General features: G+C 45.2%; 16 protein-coding genes. All 16 read left to right on the top strand.

The window, feature by feature from the left end:
• Window positions 1–13: 13 nt before the first annotated feature.
• The 16 genes from KAI36_RS14475 (at window position 14) to KAI36_RS14400 (ending at window position 14,930) form a co-directional block, all read left to right on the top strand.
• Complete coding sequence (locus KAI36_RS14475) at window positions 14–832, top strand: Fpg/Nei family DNA glycosylase (RefSeq protein WP_013310536.1); 819 nt, start codon at window positions 14–16, stop codon at window positions 830–832.
• Window positions 822–1,670, top strand: a complete 849-nt coding sequence (locus KAI36_RS14470; protein WP_220028132.1) for a deoxyribonuclease IV — start codon at window positions 822–824, stop codon at window positions 1,668–1,670. Before KAI36_RS14475 ends, KAI36_RS14470 begins: the two co-directional genes overlap by 11 nt.
• A gap of 72 nt (window positions 1,671–1,742) precedes the next feature.
• Window positions 1,743–2,081, top strand: coding sequence for a cyclic-phosphate processing receiver domain-containing protein (locus tag KAI36_RS14465; protein ID WP_025724126.1), 339 nt, complete (start codon window positions 1,743–1,745; stop codon window positions 2,079–2,081).
• Window positions 2,078–2,392 carry a thioredoxin family protein gene (locus tag KAI36_RS14460; protein ID WP_220025240.1) on the top strand — a complete coding sequence of 105 codons (315 nt, stop codon included), beginning with the start codon at window positions 2,078–2,080 and terminating at the stop codon, window positions 2,390–2,392. Before KAI36_RS14465 ends, KAI36_RS14460 begins: the two co-directional genes overlap by 4 nt.
• Window positions 2,389–3,162, top strand: a complete 774-nt coding sequence (locus KAI36_RS14455) for an ABC transporter ATP-binding protein (protein ID WP_013310533.1) — start codon at window positions 2,389–2,391, stop codon at window positions 3,160–3,162. The genes KAI36_RS14460 and KAI36_RS14455 overlap by 4 nt, the downstream gene beginning before the upstream one ends.
• Window positions 3,163–3,184: 22 nt before the next feature.
• Window positions 3,185–4,243 carry a 23S rRNA (cytidine(2498)-2'-O)-methyltransferase RlmM gene (locus KAI36_RS14450; protein WP_220025239.1) on the top strand — a complete coding sequence of 353 codons (1,059 nt, stop codon included), beginning with the start codon at window positions 3,185–3,187 and terminating at the stop codon, window positions 4,241–4,243.
• Between the two features lie 182 nt (window positions 4,244–4,425).
• On the top strand, window positions 4,426–5,916 hold the full coding sequence (locus KAI36_RS14445; RefSeq protein ID WP_220025238.1) for a serine/threonine-protein kinase: 1,491 nt from the start codon (window positions 4,426–4,428) through the stop codon (window positions 5,914–5,916).
• 40 nt (window positions 5,917–5,956) lie between these two features.
• Complete coding sequence (locus KAI36_RS14440; protein ID WP_220025237.1) at window positions 5,957–6,943, top strand: SAF domain-containing protein; 987 nt, start codon at window positions 5,957–5,959, stop codon at window positions 6,941–6,943.
• Window positions 6,944–6,965: 22 nt separating this feature from the next.
• Complete coding sequence (locus KAI36_RS14435) at window positions 6,966–7,667, top strand: hypothetical protein (protein ID WP_220025236.1); 702 nt, start codon at window positions 6,966–6,968, stop codon at window positions 7,665–7,667.
• Window positions 7,664–8,521 (top strand): hypothetical protein, encoded by an 858-nt coding sequence (locus KAI36_RS14430; RefSeq protein WP_220025235.1) that lies wholly within the window; start codon window positions 7,664–7,666, stop codon window positions 8,519–8,521. Before KAI36_RS14435 ends, KAI36_RS14430 begins: the two co-directional genes overlap by 4 nt.
• Window positions 8,522–10,357 (top strand): ATPase, T2SS/T4P/T4SS family, encoded by a 1,836-nt coding sequence (locus KAI36_RS14425; protein ID WP_220025234.1) that lies wholly within the window; start codon window positions 8,522–8,524, stop codon window positions 10,355–10,357.
• Complete coding sequence (locus KAI36_RS14420; protein WP_220025233.1) at window positions 10,347–12,431, top strand: hypothetical protein; 2,085 nt, start codon at window positions 10,347–10,349, stop codon at window positions 12,429–12,431. Before KAI36_RS14425 ends, KAI36_RS14420 begins: the two co-directional genes overlap by 11 nt.
• Before the next feature lie 51 nt (window positions 12,432–12,482).
• Window positions 12,483–12,962 carry a hypothetical protein gene (locus tag KAI36_RS14415; RefSeq protein ID WP_023988985.1) on the top strand — a complete coding sequence of 160 codons (480 nt, stop codon included), beginning with the start codon at window positions 12,483–12,485 and terminating at the stop codon, window positions 12,960–12,962.
• A gap of 40 nt (window positions 12,963–13,002) precedes the next feature.
• Entirely contained in the window at window positions 13,003–13,398 is a 396-nt protein-coding gene (locus tag KAI36_RS14410; protein ID WP_220025232.1) for a hypothetical protein, read from the top strand.
• 1 nt (window position 13,399) lies between these two features.
• Complete coding sequence (locus KAI36_RS14405) at window positions 13,400–13,954, top strand: hypothetical protein (protein ID WP_220025231.1); 555 nt, start codon at window positions 13,400–13,402, stop codon at window positions 13,952–13,954.
• A complete protein-coding gene (locus KAI36_RS14400) occupies window positions 13,941–14,930 on the top strand; it encodes a hypothetical protein (RefSeq protein WP_220025230.1) in 990 nt (329 codons plus the stop codon). The genes KAI36_RS14405 and KAI36_RS14400 overlap by 14 nt, the downstream gene beginning before the upstream one ends.
• The last annotated feature ends 41 nt before the right edge of the window (window positions 14,931–14,971 follow it).

The raw sequence follows: 14,971 nt of genomic DNA, 5'->3' as shown, positions 1-14,971 counted from the left end.
GAAAGATGTTGATATGCCGGAACTTCCTGAAATGGAAAACTACAGAATCTTATTATCAAAACAAATTTTGGACATTCCGATTACTGGAGTGAAGGTTAGCCGTGAAAAGTCCATTAATACTGAAGTGGAAACGTTTGAGAAGCAATTGCTGGGAACGACCGTTGTGTATTTAGAGCGTCGAGGCAAGCATTTGATTTTTCATTTAAACACGGGCGGGCGGCTTGTACTTCATCTGATGTTGGGAGGGCTGTTATTTCTGGGAACGGAGGAGCAGCGTCCAGATCGTACAGTTCAGATCGAATTAGATTTTAGTGGAGTAAAGCTTTATTTTATCGGACTGCGCTTAGGTTATCTACACTTGCTAACGGCTAAAGAAACAGAAGAAGCTTTGTCAGACCTGGGACCTGATCCGTTAGACCGCCGCATGACGTTGGAAAAGTTTACAGCACGGCTGAAGGGACGCCGGGGGATTTTGAAAACAACGCTGGTGAATCAGCAGATTTTTTCGGGTATTGGCAATTGTTATTCGGACGAAATTGCTTATATCGCCGGATTTACACCGGGTTCCAAAGTACAAAACATTGTGCAGTCGCCAGAAAAAGTGGAAAAGCTATATCATGCCACTCAATCCGTACTACGTGAAGCTACTGCGGAAGGCGGGTACATGGAAATGCCTCTAATGGAAGGGGACACGCTAACAGGTGGATTTGATCATCAGTGTCGAGTATATGACCGCGAAGGAGAAGAATCTCCAAGTGGCGGAAAAATTGTAAGGGTTGAACTGGCGGGGAAAAAAGCATTTTATTGCCCGGTACAGCAGCATGATGCCTAAATTGCTCATCGGCTCCCATGTGAGTACGCGTGGTGGCTTTTCCAAAGCCGCTATGCGTGCGCGAGAGCAGGGGGGACGTTCATTTCAATATTTCCCGAAAAATCCTCGTAGTCTTAGGCTGAAGGAATGGAGTGCTACTGCTGCTGCTGCTTGTAACGCTTACTGTTTAGAGCACCAGCTTCAATCCATTGCTCATTCACCATATCCTGTTAATCCGGCTCATGGGTCCGGGCGTGGTCAGGAACTTTATGAGCTGACGATTGCTTCATTACGCAATGATCTGGATATTGCTGAAGCCTGTGGGTCAAAAGGGATCGTCGTTCATTTTGGGCATATGCATTCGTCAGACCCGCTAGAGGGCTATCGTAACATTATTAACTGTTTTAATGATGTACTGGAAGGCTGGCAAGGAAAAGCTAAAATATTGATTGAAAATCAGGCGGGGGATCACGGGCCCATGGGAACCACGCTTGAGGAAATGGTGCAAATCCGTCAGTTGTGCCGTAATCCTGACAGTATCGGCTTTTGCTTGGACACTTGTCATGCGTATGCAGCGGGATTATGGAACGGTGGAATGGACGAGGCTTTGATCGAAAAAGGGGATCGTCTCGGCTATTGGTCAGCTCTGTGCGGAGTTCATTTGAACGATTCCAAATACCCGTTTGGCTCTAAAAAAGACAGACACGCCCGTGTGGGGCAAGGCTACATTGGTACTGAGGGCATGCGTTGGATGACAGATCAGAAGGCTGTAAGAGGTATTCCTATCGTTTTGGAGAGTGAGACGGGACCTGATGGGACACATCAGGAGGATATTCAAATGATTCTAAGCTGGGAGTAAATCGGTCTGTTTGATAATAACTATCTTTGAGGCTTGTGAGCTTGCATTTATGGGAAAAAGGAGGAGAAGTTGATGTATTTGTTTATGGACGATTATCGGCCTTGTCCTCCGGGCTTTAAGCTGGCAAGAGATGCGGATGAGTGTCTGCTGCTACTTCATGAATACCCTATTTCAATACTATCGCTAGATTATGATTTGGGTCCAGGTCAGCCTACGGGAAAGGATGTGGCTGCTGCTATCGCAGGGAAACGGTTATATCCACGTGAAATTTACTTGCATTCCTCCAGTCCAGAGGGGCGGCGAGCCATGTACGAGCTACTCTATGCGAATAAGCCAGAGGGAGTCACTGTGCATAATGGGCCCATACCCGAGGAGCGTATGCGAGAGATCAGAAAAGGGTCTGAACGATGAAAGAGATCGGACAAAAAGAGGCGCGCCGTGCCATATGGGAGGGATGCAAGCTGGCTTTGTTTGTGTACACTCCCATGTGCGGAACATGCGCGGCTGCCCGTAAAATGCTGGAGGTAGCAGAGTATTTGCTCCCTGAAGAAGCAGTGGTGCAGAGCAACATTAACTATATTCCTGAACTGGTACAGGAGTACCGGATATCCAGTGTTCCCGCGCTTCTTATATATAATGGTGAAAACAAAAATCCTGAAATCATCTACAAAATGGAATCTGTAGGACACTTGCTGAGCAAAATAAGGAGCGTGATGGAATGATATCCATGAAGAGCATTACGTTGCAGCGGGAAGAAAGACGGATTTTGGACGATGTAAGCCTGGACATACGAGAAGGTGAACATTGGGCTATTCTGGGTCGCAATGGTTCCGGTAAAACAACATTGCTGGAAATGATGACAGGGTATATGTTTCCAAGTCGTGGTACGGTTGAAGTGCTTGGGCAAATGTATGGTCAATGTGATGTGCGGGAAGTTCGCAAACAAATCGGATATATCAGCCAGACTTTGTTGGAAAAGCTGGCGCTAAAAGATCCCGTTTGGGAAGTGGTCGCTACAGGTGCGTATGCTTTTTTGCGCTTTTATCAGGAAATTCCGACTGAGGCAAAAGAAAAGGCCATATCTTTGCTGGAGGGGATGAATTTAGGCGACTTGATTCATCACCCGCTGGGGACGTTATCTCAAGGAGAACGTAAAAAGGTGATGCTGGCCCGCTCACTGATGGCAGAACCTCGTCTGCTAATTATGGACGAGCCTTGTGCTGGGTTGGATCTATTTGAGCGGGAAAAAATGCTGGTCGAGATTGATCGGCTCCGCAAGCGGGACTTATCAGTGGTCTATGTGACTCATCACATTGAGGAGATTGTCCCCCTCTTTACGCATGTTGCATTGATTCGTGATGGTAAGGTCGCAGCAGCTGGACCGAAAAAAGAAGTTTTAACGAAAGAATTGATTATGCACACATATGAAGTTCCGGTTGAGCTGGATTGGGATGGAGAACGCCCCTGGATTCGGGTGTGCACTGGAGGGTAATTTTATTTTGGAGGAACTATATATGAGTACAGATGAACAAAGTGAATCTACTTTGTCATCATCAAGATTTGTTTGTACGGCCAATCACGGTTTTGCACCCTATGCTCAAGAGGAGCTTAGAAGAATATTTGGCTCTGTTAAAAGCACGATGCTTTTACCTGGTGAAATTTTTCTGGCTACATTACCTGCGGAAGAAATTGAGGCAGTGAGGACAATTACAGGTCAGCCTCCGATGTTTTTACGTCACTTATTTCCTGTTCATTTTCAGGAAGAAGGAACGGACCTGGTTCAGGTACAGGAGCGTCTGGTTGCATTCATCCGTAACCGTAAGGAACTGATTGATCAACGTGTTTCTTTACAAGTGCGCAAAGGATCTAATAGCAGTTGGACTGAAAGCGCAGGTGCGCTCAAGCAGGCTTTGAGTGAACAATTAAGTGATCTACCTATGGAGCAGACAGTACAAGGCGCCGATGTTATTGTGTCCGTTTTTGCAGATACAGATACGTGGTATGCAGGTGTATCGCGTTCTGAGGACAATCTATCGGATTGGAGCGGAGGAGCGGTTCGTTTTCAAAAAGAAGATGGACAAATTTCTCGCGCCAAATTCAAGCTATTGGAAGCAGAAGCGACGTTCGGCATAGATTTTAGCGCTTTCCATCAGGGACTGGATATTGGGGCAGCACCGGGTGGATGGACTTCCTTCTTACTGGAGCGGGGACTGAAAGTTACAGCGGTTGATCCGGCAAAGATGGAGCCATCACTGATGAAGTACGCCAATCTGACTTTTTTGCGTAAAAATGCAAGTGAAGTCAAATTTAAAGAGAATTCGTTCGATCTGCTGGTTTGTGATATGAGCTGGAGTCCTAAGCAAATGGCAAGGCTCGTTACTGATTTACTATATAGTTTGCGAAGTGGTGGTACTGCTATCGTCACGGTCAAGCTAATGCATAAAAAGCCCTTGGCGCTCATTCATGATGTAATTGCTTCATTTGAAGAGTCCGGCATGCAGATTCAGCGAGCTAAGCAGCTATTCCATAACCGAGATGAGATCACCCTGTACATGATCAAGTATGGAAAATAATACTTTACAATGGATACAGGTGTGCTATATAATAAATCCAAATTGTTCCTTAAAAAATAATAATCACGTTTAAATCAAGGGAAAGCATCCCGCGAAAACGATTTTCATGGCGACATGGAAATTTGATTTTGCGGTAGCTTTCCCTTTTTGCGTTGTCTGCTTAAGAAAGGAGGTAGGAGAAAATGAAGCAACCAACACAGTTGGAATTCGGATCAATTGTCGGTGAGCGTTACCGCATTGTTCGCACATTGGGTTCGGGAGGAATGAGCCGCGTGTTCATGGCAGAGGATTTAAAACTGCCAGGCAAGCAATGGGCGGTGAAGGAATCGGTTGCCGGGCCACAAGTGATGAAGCTTGTACGCACGGAGGCAGAGATGCTGATTTCGCTAAGTCATCCACGTTTACCGAGAATTGTTGATTTTTTTGAGCATCCCCCATCTGGTGCGGTATACCTGGTCATGGATTACATCGAAGGAATTACGCTGGAAGCATACATGAAGGGCTACCAAGGCTATATTCCACAGGAGCAAATCGTCCCATTTGTTTTGCAGGTACTGGATGTGTTGGATTATTTGCATACCCGTCAACCGCCAGTCATTTACCGGGATCTGAAACCAACGAATATTATGCTGACACCGGAAATGGAATTTATACTGATTGATTTTGGAATAGCGAGGAGCTATAAGGCTGAACTGGATCAAGATACGGTAAAGCTGGGCACAGTGGGCTTCGCTGCTCCGGAGCAATATGGAGCTGGTCAGACGGATGCTCGTTCAGACTTATACAGTTTGGGAGCGCTGCTATTGTATCTCTGTACAGGAGGCAAATATAGCGAGTGGACTGCGGGAGTAGAAGGGTATATACGCGGAGAATTGCCCCGCCATTTGATCCCAGTGATTCGAAAACTGTTGCGTCAGCATCCTGAGGAACGATTTCAATCTGCCGGGGAGGTCATTGGAGAACTGCGGCACAGTGCTGATTTTCAGCCTGCTCAACAAGGAATATCCGTTAACGATGCCTCTATGGATTATGCAGGTACAAGGGTAGTGGCTGTACTGGGTGTATCTGCCGGCTCCGGTGCTACGCATACAGCAATTGCGGTGAGCCACTATCTGGCTCGAAGGTCCCGCTCCGTAGCTTTGGTTGAGCTGCACAGCTCAGCCAAAGCATTTGCCCGACTTCAAGAAGTCGTAGAAGGCACATCCGTTGGACAATCGAGTTCAAGTCGGCGTTTTGAAGTTGATGGAGTACATTACTGGCGACAAACATCCCGTGCGGATGTCATTTCTTTGTTGGGTGGTTCCTATAGATTTATCGTACTGGATCTGGGGAGTGGGCAGGACAATGAACGACTGGAAGAATTCTTGAGAGCTGATTATCCGCTTGTCGTTGGTTCAGGGGCCGAATGGAGAGTTCAGGATATAGCAGGGCTAGCCCGATCTCTTCAGCGCCACCCACAGCACAAATGGAATTACTGCTTGCCATTGGCAACCTCGGAGGCGGTCCGCAGGCTTCGTAAGGAGCTGGATCACGATAAAGTATTTGCTCTACCGTTTCACTCAGATCCCTTCGAACGGGATGATGAGATGGATCAGATACTGGACGAGCTGTTTCGCGGAGTCATTCCAGATACCCGGAGAAGACGCTTTGCATTCCTTAAGCGACGGCGCTAAATAGAAGGTATATATCAAAAAGAGGCAGGGGAGAAGTTGTGTGTCCAAGCTAAGAAAAAGCAGTAAACAAAAACTATACGCCGGATGCATTGGCGCTGGGATTGTTGGCATTATCTTTGTCGGCTACCTTATGGTTAATATCCATCAAATGAATGAGGTCAGGAAACAGGCTGAGGTAGAGGCAGAACTGAAATGGAAAGTGTATGAACAGGAGCAACGAACCGCGAAAAAAGGCTGGGTGGTTGTCCGTGACATTTCTCCAGGTGAACAGATTGCATCTCATGATTTGAAGGGAATTAAAGTTCCCGGTTCTCAGGCTCCATCAAATTTGCTGGCAGATAAAAGTGAAGTTTCCGGAACCACAGCCAAGATTGAGCTTAAAAAAGGATCTGTGCTTACATCGGCTATGATTACTGCTGATGAACCCACACCTAAAGATTTACGCAACCGTGAGCTAAAGGTGGTGGTACTACCCAACAGCCTCAAGTCGGGGGACGAAGTGGATATCCGCATTCAATTTCCAACAGGTCAGGATTACATTCTATTATCCAAAAAGAAGATTTCCCGACTGGAAGGTCCGATTGTCTGGGTCACTTTGAATGAGCAGGAAATATTATCGCTTTCGAGCGCGATTGTTGATGCCTATCTGCATAAAGCATCCATTTATGCTCTGACATATGTCGATCCCCAATTTCAGCCCAAGGCAATCCCGACCTATCCGCCTAATGCGCAGGTATTAGCGTTAATGAATAGTGACCCGAATTTGATACACATTGCTGAACAAAAGCTGTCCAAGCAGCTGCGGGATTCCCTTGAAAATGCAATTAATTCATCAAACAGTGTGATTTCAACACCCGTGGAAAGGAGTCTGAGTGAGGAAATTGCAGCTCAGCATGCGGGTGCTACTATAGAAAACCCAGCAAGCGGAATTGATGATACAAGAAATGAAAATGAGAACGAGCAGGATCATCAAGAACAAACAAAGATTCTGACGCAGGGCGGAAGCTCTGATCCGTATGCCAAATAAATGAGAGAAAAGGAACGGAAGTATGAAAACATGGATATTTGCCGGGCTTTGTGACAAAAGCGATACCTTGTTATACATCAGCAGCATATTAGCAGCTTCCGGCCAACAGGTACTGCTTGTGGATGCTACGCTGCGGGGACGGTATCGGTATAGCATAGGGATGCTTGACAAGCCACTTCCCATTACGCAGTTTAGTGGTTTTGATGTAGCAATTGGATTTACAGCATGGGAAGACCTGCATATAGGTATGACGGCTGATCAAGCTTATGACATTGTTATTTTGGATGTAGAGTTACTTGATTTTTGCCCAATTTCTGTTTGGAAAAGGGCAGAACTGCGAGTTTGGGTCAGTGATTATAGCCGCATGCTAATGCATAACGGACAGAATTGGCTTGAGCATTTATTCAGTCAACCTGAATTTCCTAAAGATCTTGTATTTCACAAGCTTTTTTTACAGGCTGTGGATTGTGGTGTGGAGGAGCCGTACCTGTGGGAATACATGAACCATTTCCCAGCTTCTTGGCAGCAAGAGCCATATGTACTGCCATGGGATGAGGGGCTGCTTGCTCTGAAACTGGAAAATGAGCATAAAAAACAGCTACTACTAAAACCGCTATCCAGAATGTATAAGAAACAATTATGCCGTTGTATTGGGGAATGGATGAGTTGGGAATTAAAAGTGAGTCGTCGTGCGTTAAAGCGTGCGGAAAGGAGTAGAGCATGAGTACCATTTTGTTTTGGAGCCCCATTAAGGGGGCTAGTGGAAGTAGCTCTTTGGCGGCAGCAATAGCAGTTACCATAGGCAATCTATACAGAGGGAGACTATTATTGACTCATTTGGGTCGTAAATATACCGGTATTGAATCAGGATTACCTATACAAGAGTATGGTATGGACGATCCAACCCTACAGCTTCAGGAAGGGGGCTGGGATGCTGCCGCACGTTTAGTTCTGCGAGGGACACTGTCTAAAGAAAATATTCGTAATTATACGACGCCTGTACTCGAACATACTTTGGATGTACTTGAGGGAACATCCAGCTTTGGAGCTGCACCGCCGTTACTATCTCCAGGGCTTGTACGGGCAGTAATGGATACAGCGAATCAATATTATGATTTAACGCTGATTGATGCAGGAAGTGGAGCAGGGTGGGGGGCTGTACAGCATGAAGCATGTGCACGAGCCAAACTGGCCGTTCTTTCACTCACTCAGAATATGCGAGAGTTAGACGCTTATTTTGAATCTGTGTCTCCGTTATCTACCTATTCATCGTTACCCTTATTGATAGTACTTGGGAAATATGATGTGCATTCTCAAGTGAATGAAACGAATATTCGCAGGAGATATGGCTACAAAGGTGCTTTGTATACAGTCCCTTATAGCACCGGATTTATGGACGCATGGAACCGCAGGGATGTGATCGGCCATGTGCAGCGTGAGGTGCGAAGTGGAAAAGAGCAGCACCGCAAGCTTTTTATGCCCGTGGGATGGGCACAGAGTATACGGCATATCAGCAAAGCTATTCTGGAGGCGGCAGAGTCCGATCTTCGGCTCAAGGCTTTGGAGAGGGGCGCTTAAATGCTGTCCGCTCAAATGATCAACGGATTGATTCTTACCTGTATAGTACTGATGTGCATCGTACTGATTATTGTTAAATACCGAGGGAATCTTCACTCGCGACATTCAACCCTTCGGGTAGAAAAAAAGAACGAAGATGCTACATTCGAAACATTAATAGAGTATATCAAAAATGCACTTCATGAACTAAGTCATAGCCAGATGGCGGATGCCGGATTGCATGAAGAGGAATATAGACGGCGTATCCATCAAAGGGCGGAACTACGCAGGGCGTTAAAGGACTGTGCCAATGGCAGCATTGGTGATAAACGTTTTGTTAAAAATCTGATGACTGAGCTTCTGATTAACGGTTACGGCTTAAACGAGAAAATCGTCGATACTGTTATGCCATTCTCCAGACCTGAGTTGTTTAGCATACAGGATCAATTCGAAATTATATTTTACCAATACCAGCAGAAGTTTGGCGCTGATGCACTATCACGTTTACTGGATACTTATGACTTGGCCGAAATGAGGTATTCACAGCAAGGTGAAGAAGATGGAAGTTATCTCGTTACCGCAGAGGATATTAGTTATATCTATGACTGTGAGTACCGCCCTCTTTCCTTTTTGGAGAAAGTGGATATTATTGTCCAGCGGATTTATCAGCATTACAAAGGCTTTTCCGTCATTGATGATATTCGTGACCAGCGGATCGACGGTGTAAGTGGGGGCGTCAGTGGTATGCCGGAAGGTGGGATTCCTGCATCATCAGACTGGCCTTCGGATGGGTATGTATTTGAACAAACATCTGCGCCTATTGCCAATGGTTATGAGAGCGTATGGATCTTTTATAAAGGTAAAACGATCCATCTTTCGTTCCTTTCCTTCGGATCTGAGCGTGAACTTAAAAGGGTGTGCCAAAATATTTATAAATACAATTACCCGGGACAGCTTTCCGAAGCGAATGGTTATAAGGTCAACGAAATGAAGGATGGGTCACGGGTAGTGGTGGTGCGCCCTCCTTTCTCAGAATCGTGGGCTTTCTTTGTCCGTAAATTCGATATTCAAAGCGCATCGCTGGAACAGTTAATTAAGGGACAGAATGCTGATTTTCCAATCCAGCTACTTTCTTATTTAATGAAAGGCAGCCGGATTACTGCTATTACAGGCGCGCAGGGTTCAGGTAAGACGACGTTGTTAATGGCGATGGTCAAGCATATTTATGCTTCGTATACGCTTCGTGTTCAAGAAATGGCCTTTGAACTGCATCTACGCAGCATCTACAGTCGCCGTAACATTCTTACCTTTCGAGAAACGGACCATATTTCAGGACAACAAGGGCTTGACTTGCAGAAAAAAACAGATGGAACCGTCAATATCCTAGGCGAAGTAGCAAGTGATGAAGTAGCTGCTTGGATGATTCAAATGTCGCAGGTTGCCAGTCTGTTCACCATTTTTACTCATCATGCCAAAACATTTCGTGATCTCGTGTTTTCACTTCGTAATTCATTGCTCAAAACAGGAGTATTTCAGCATGAAGGCATCGCTGAGGAACAGGTAGTTCATGTCATTAACTTTGATGTGCATCTCAAACGTGATGCGGAAGGGCGACGCTACATCGAACGGATCACAGAATGCGTGCCGCGTGACCCGGATCATACGGATGCAGGTTCCAATGCTTCATCGAGCTATAGTTATCGCCACATTATGGAATATCGGAACGGAAGCTATATACCGATGGAGCCCCTAACTGCCAAAAGTGCAAAAGAAATGTGTGAGCAGATGAATGTAAAGGATGCCAGAGATTTCCGCAGTTTTTTGACCCGCTATTGGGAGGAAGACTATGAGTCTTAAAGAAATTTTATTATGGATTTTACTAATATCAGGTGGGGGCTTTGCGCTTCTATATATAGTTTTGTGGGGGTTGCGTAAGCGCAGTAGTCATGCAGTTCGCAGAGGACGAATTCATTCTGTTCAGGAAGGGCGCAAAGGAAAAGCGGTACTTCAACGTGAGCTGCAAGCTTTACTGCATAAGTTGTACACGCTGTGTATGAAGGTCCCTTTCTTATCTGGATACATCACAAGTGTACGTAAGCGACTAGCTGGTCAGCATGCCTACGATGAGTACAAGCTTCGCCTACAGACCATGAAGATGACACTGTTCATCTGGGGGGCTTTTGCTTGCAGTGGCGTTGTGCTGGTCATGATGAAGCCAGGAATAGAGTTTGCTATATTGGCCGTTTTATGCGGAGTGGTAATAAACAGTCTTATTTTGGATATGGCCATTAGCCGGATGGAAAAAAGGCTACTTGCACAGATGATCGAATTATTCGCCAATGTACGTCATTATTACCATCAGCACGGTATGGTGGAGGAAGCCATATCCGAAGCGGCCGATTTAGCGGAGGCAGAGGCTGGGAGACACGCACGACTCATCCATGAGGCGCTAACAGATGTTGATCCGCACGAAGCATTGGAAAGATACTATGAGTCGGCTCCTAATCGATTTTTAAAAGCTTTTGCCGGTATCTCATATATGGTAATGGAGTTTGGTGACCGGGTTGAGGAGGGTGGCTCCATTTATTTGAAGGGGCTCGGCAGTCTCGCACGCGAAATCCAGCTGGAGTTGCTGCGAAGAAATAAACTGGACTATCTGTTAAAAAGTCTAAACGTGATCGCACTGGCACCTGTTTTCTTTACGACCCCAATCGAGACATGGGCGAGATCCAGCTTTCCATCCATGGATGAGTTTTATCAGGGAAAATTGGGTTATATCACGAAATTGTCCGTTTATATTGTGATAATCGTATCTTATTTCCTGTTACAAAAACTGCAACAGACCGATGAGACAGGATATCGTGCGGGTAGAGGCCGGAGGGTTTGGGAGCAGAAGCTATACCGTTTTCCCGTCATTCGTAATGTGGTGGATTCTTTAATTCCGCGTCAGCATATGTCTTCTTATTTCCAAATAACCCGTCTATTAAAGGAAAGTGGTGCGGAGGTTAAGCTGGAGTGGCTCTACATACGCAGAATGGCTCTTTTTATCGTGGGAGTGGTGCTCAGTATCAGTACGATATTTTTTTTACATGAAGCTGAGAAAACGCATATCCTTCACGCCCCAGTACAATCAGGTCAAATGTTTGGACGTTTAAGTCCGGTGGAGCAAAAAGAAGCTTTGAAGCAGAGTGAGATTGATCGCAAAATCATGCATTCGCTGAACATGAGGGCGAACAGCACATACGAACAAACGTACGTTGTTTTAGAGCGTAATGCTAATGGAACTGCTACTCCTGAACAGCTATCCACAAATACTCGGCGTATCCTCCAAAAGCTGAAAGATTGGAATGATGAATACATCAAGTGGTGGGAAGTACTGATTAGTTTGATTGTTGGGTATGTAGCCTATCAAATGCCTATGCTTTTATTATATTTGCAACGAAAAATGCGTCGGTTGGATATGAGGCATGAGGTGTATCAATTTAAAACAGTTATTTCCATTTTACGGGTTATGGAACGAATGTCTGTCGAGGAAATATTGGAGTGGCTGAACAGATTTTCAGTTATATTCAAAAGACCTCTGCAAAAATGTTTGCTTCATTATGAACACGGGCCAGAGGCAGCTCTCGACTTGCTAAAAGAAGAGGCACCTTTGCCGGAATTTCAACGTCTAGTGGACAAGCTCCATTTGGCTTTGGGTAAAATTACGATTCGAGAGGCCTTCGATGATCTGGAATCCCATATGTCCTACTATTTCGAACAAAGAAAACAGGAGTATGAAAAAATAATAGACAGCAAGGCTATCTGGGGAAGGATGATTGGTTTTGCCCCGATGTATGGTCTTATCTTTTTATATTTGGTGATTCCGTTGATCGGCATGAGCTTTGTTCAAATGGATAACTATTATGAGCAAATACAAAAAATTCAGTAAGAAAGTTCTATTATGACTAATACAAAATAACAAGCTGAGGAGAGAAAAATAATGAATAACGCATCAACAGCTTTAAAGGTAGCTGCTGGGATATTTTTGACCATCGCTCTAATTACAATTGTAGTTATACTGTTTATTTCAGCCCAGGAGGCGACTAAAACGGCACAAAACAATTTTGCTGATATCCAGACCGAATTGTCTCAAGCCTCTTTTACGGTATATGACGGCACAACGATTAGCGGTTCCCAGGTGACCAATGCGCTGCGGAAGTTTCAGGGGAAGGACCAATTCGGCATTCAGATTAAAACCGGTAAAAATATGGCAGGTCAGTGGTATGGTAATGCTCTGAACATTAGCCCAGACAGTGAACAGTATGGCGCCGTGAATGGCGGCAGTGATAAGACTGGGAAAATCACGAATACGCTTAATGAGAAAGAGAATGAATACGTAAATCCAAGTGGAAAATTCAAGGCTGAAATCGTCAAGGACAAATCGAACGTTGTCCGTGGGTTGTTGTTTACCCAGTCCTAAGCACTACAGTAAAGATAATAATCATAAGGGGGGTGAGAGTATGTCTGATCACGCTTCAAGCATGCTGCGGCTTGGTGTGTCAGTTATTCTGTTCATAACCGCATGTGTAACGGTAGCAGACTTGTCCAGCCAGCTGGATGGTGCACTGGAATTAAGATCACAGCAGGAGGAGCATTCTGAAGGGCGAATAGCCCGTACTGCTGGGGTGGGGTTGCCGGAACGGATAAAAGGAACTCAGGTAATGCAGGCAATTCGCATGAACTTACAGGAGGGGATTTCGATTCATGTCGACGGTTCAGAGTACGATGCGTATTCTGAACCGTTTGAGCCTGATGTATCGACCTTGGATGCTTCTTTTTTATATTCCATATACCCACAGCGTAATGGGAATGGGGACATAACATCTGTACGTTTTGAGAAATTGGGGGAGGAATGAAGTGGTTCAAACAATATCCAAGTTGTTGGGGGTGCTGATCGCTGTATTGCTTTTGTACATCGTACCCGCAGCTCAAGCTGCTGAACGGCAGGATGATATATCCGGGTTAAATACATATCATTCAACTGTACGTTTTGTTGATATGGTAAGAACCAAAGGTTACATTACACCGACGATGTATAACGATTTTATGCGTGATCTGGAATTGACAGGCAATACGTACGAAGTTGACTTGGAGCATATGCACAAAAAGTATGTACCGGACTATGCAGATGCCGCGAAGCCAGACAGTTTTCTGGGCAATTATGAAACTGTATATGATGGGTACTATAATCCGCAAATCTTACCTGTACTGTTTCCTGACAATCAGCAGCCAAAATCAGATCAGACACGTCGGTATACCTTGATGGCCGGGGATTATTTTACGGTCCGGTTACATAATACGAATCGGACTCCTGCGGACTTGTACAAATCATGGCTTATCGGTGGGGCAAATAGCGGCAAGCCGGCAGTTACAGCTTCTTACGGGGGCATGGTTCTGAATGAAGATTACTGATTTTGCAGTCATATTTATACTTTTGTTTTTGCCCTTTGGTGTAGTTAGTGACTTACGGGTGCAGAATCAGCGTGAAGTGCAGCAGCTAGAAATGAAATATACGTCGGCTCTCCGTACCGCAGTTCAGGATGCAGGGGTTGTGCTCTCACAGAATGAACGTCAGGAACGCGAGGCCGGTTACGGATCGGATAAGTTTTTTCGTGTAGATAAAGAAGCAGCGCTGAACACGTTCCTGCACACCCTTTTTCTTAATATAGGCATTGATGAGGATATAGCAGCACAACGTGCATTATTGGATTACATACCAGTCATTGTAATTCTGGATTATGACGGTTATTATGCGTTCACTTCAGAAGCCTATACAGACGAGCATGGACAAGCTGCTATTGGCCACAAATGGAGCGAAAAAAAGCCATATGCCTATGTTGATTCAGTAGGCAACAGTGTGGGGTTCACCTTGGATAATTATGTGCACGCATACGATGCGCGGAATCACAGGTGGGTGGAGGGCTTTCAAAAGGAACTTCAGGATCAGACCCCTATAGCTTTACTGAATAATTCAGAAACTTTTGAGCAAATACGTCGTTCCACCATTGTTCGCAACGTTCAAGAGGAGCTGGCGCGAATTATTAATGTCCATAACGAAAAAGCAGCACGTAACGGCATAACTTATTCGTTCACGCTACCGATCATTCCGCAAGAGGAGTGGTACAACACGGTAGATGATGTGGGTCTGATCGCGTTTATCCAAGGCATTCCGGTCGGAGACAGGTATTACAATAACTATGGATTTGGTGGTGGGAGAGTCGTCAGAAAGCAAGACATTATCGGTGGCATAGAACCAGATACTGGGATGAAATATTTTTATAGAGATTCATGTCCAGCTACCTTTAAAGCGAGTGAACGTTTTACGGATGAAAAATCTGCAGCAGCTGCGGGTTACTTTGAGTACAAATGCTATAATGGCTTAAAATAATCACCCTCATGGGTGGTTTTTCTTTTTTTAGGCAGATCCAT

This window comes from Paenibacillus sp. S02, from assembly GCF_019454065.1.
GTDB lineage: Bacteria > Bacillota > Bacilli > Paenibacillales > Paenibacillaceae > Paenibacillus > Paenibacillus polymyxa_B.
This window is presented reverse-complemented; position numbering and strand designations above follow the sequence as displayed.

Bases quoted from the DNA above. Each gene is read 5' to 3' on its own strand.
- KAI36_RS14475 (WP_013310536.1), top strand. From the start codon at position 14: ATGCCGGAACTTCCTGAAATGGAAAACTACAGAATCTTATTATCAAAA.
- KAI36_RS14470 (WP_220028132.1), top strand. From the start codon at position 822: ATGATGCCTAAATTGCTCATCGGCTCCCATGTGAGTACGCGTGGTGGC.
- KAI36_RS14465 (WP_025724126.1), top strand. From the start codon at position 1,743: ATGTATTTGTTTATGGACGATTATCGGCCTTGTCCTCCGGGCTTTAAG.
- KAI36_RS14460 (WP_220025240.1), top strand. From the start codon at position 2,078: ATGAAAGAGATCGGACAAAAAGAGGCGCGCCGTGCCATATGGGAGGGA.
- KAI36_RS14455 (WP_013310533.1), top strand. From the start codon at position 2,389: ATGATATCCATGAAGAGCATTACGTTGCAGCGGGAAGAAAGACGGATT.
- KAI36_RS14450 (WP_220025239.1), top strand. From the start codon at position 3,185: ATGAGTACAGATGAACAAAGTGAATCTACTTTGTCATCATCAAGATTT.
- KAI36_RS14445 (WP_220025238.1), top strand. From the start codon at position 4,426: ATGAAGCAACCAACACAGTTGGAATTCGGATCAATTGTCGGTGAGCGT.
- KAI36_RS14435 (WP_220025236.1), top strand. From the start codon at position 6,966: ATGAAAACATGGATATTTGCCGGGCTTTGTGACAAAAGCGATACCTTG.
- KAI36_RS14430 (WP_220025235.1), top strand. From the start codon at position 7,664: ATGAGTACCATTTTGTTTTGGAGCCCCATTAAGGGGGCTAGTGGAAGT.
- KAI36_RS14425 (WP_220025234.1), top strand. From the start codon at position 8,522: ATGCTGTCCGCTCAAATGATCAACGGATTGATTCTTACCTGTATAGTA.
- KAI36_RS14420 (WP_220025233.1), top strand. From the start codon at position 10,347: ATGAGTCTTAAAGAAATTTTATTATGGATTTTACTAATATCAGGTGGG.
- KAI36_RS14415 (WP_023988985.1), top strand. From the start codon at position 12,483: ATGAATAACGCATCAACAGCTTTAAAGGTAGCTGCTGGGATATTTTTG.
- KAI36_RS14410 (WP_220025232.1), top strand. From the start codon at position 13,003: ATGTCTGATCACGCTTCAAGCATGCTGCGGCTTGGTGTGTCAGTTATT.
- KAI36_RS14400 (WP_220025230.1), top strand. From the start codon at position 13,941: ATGAAGATTACTGATTTTGCAGTCATATTTATACTTTTGTTTTTGCCC.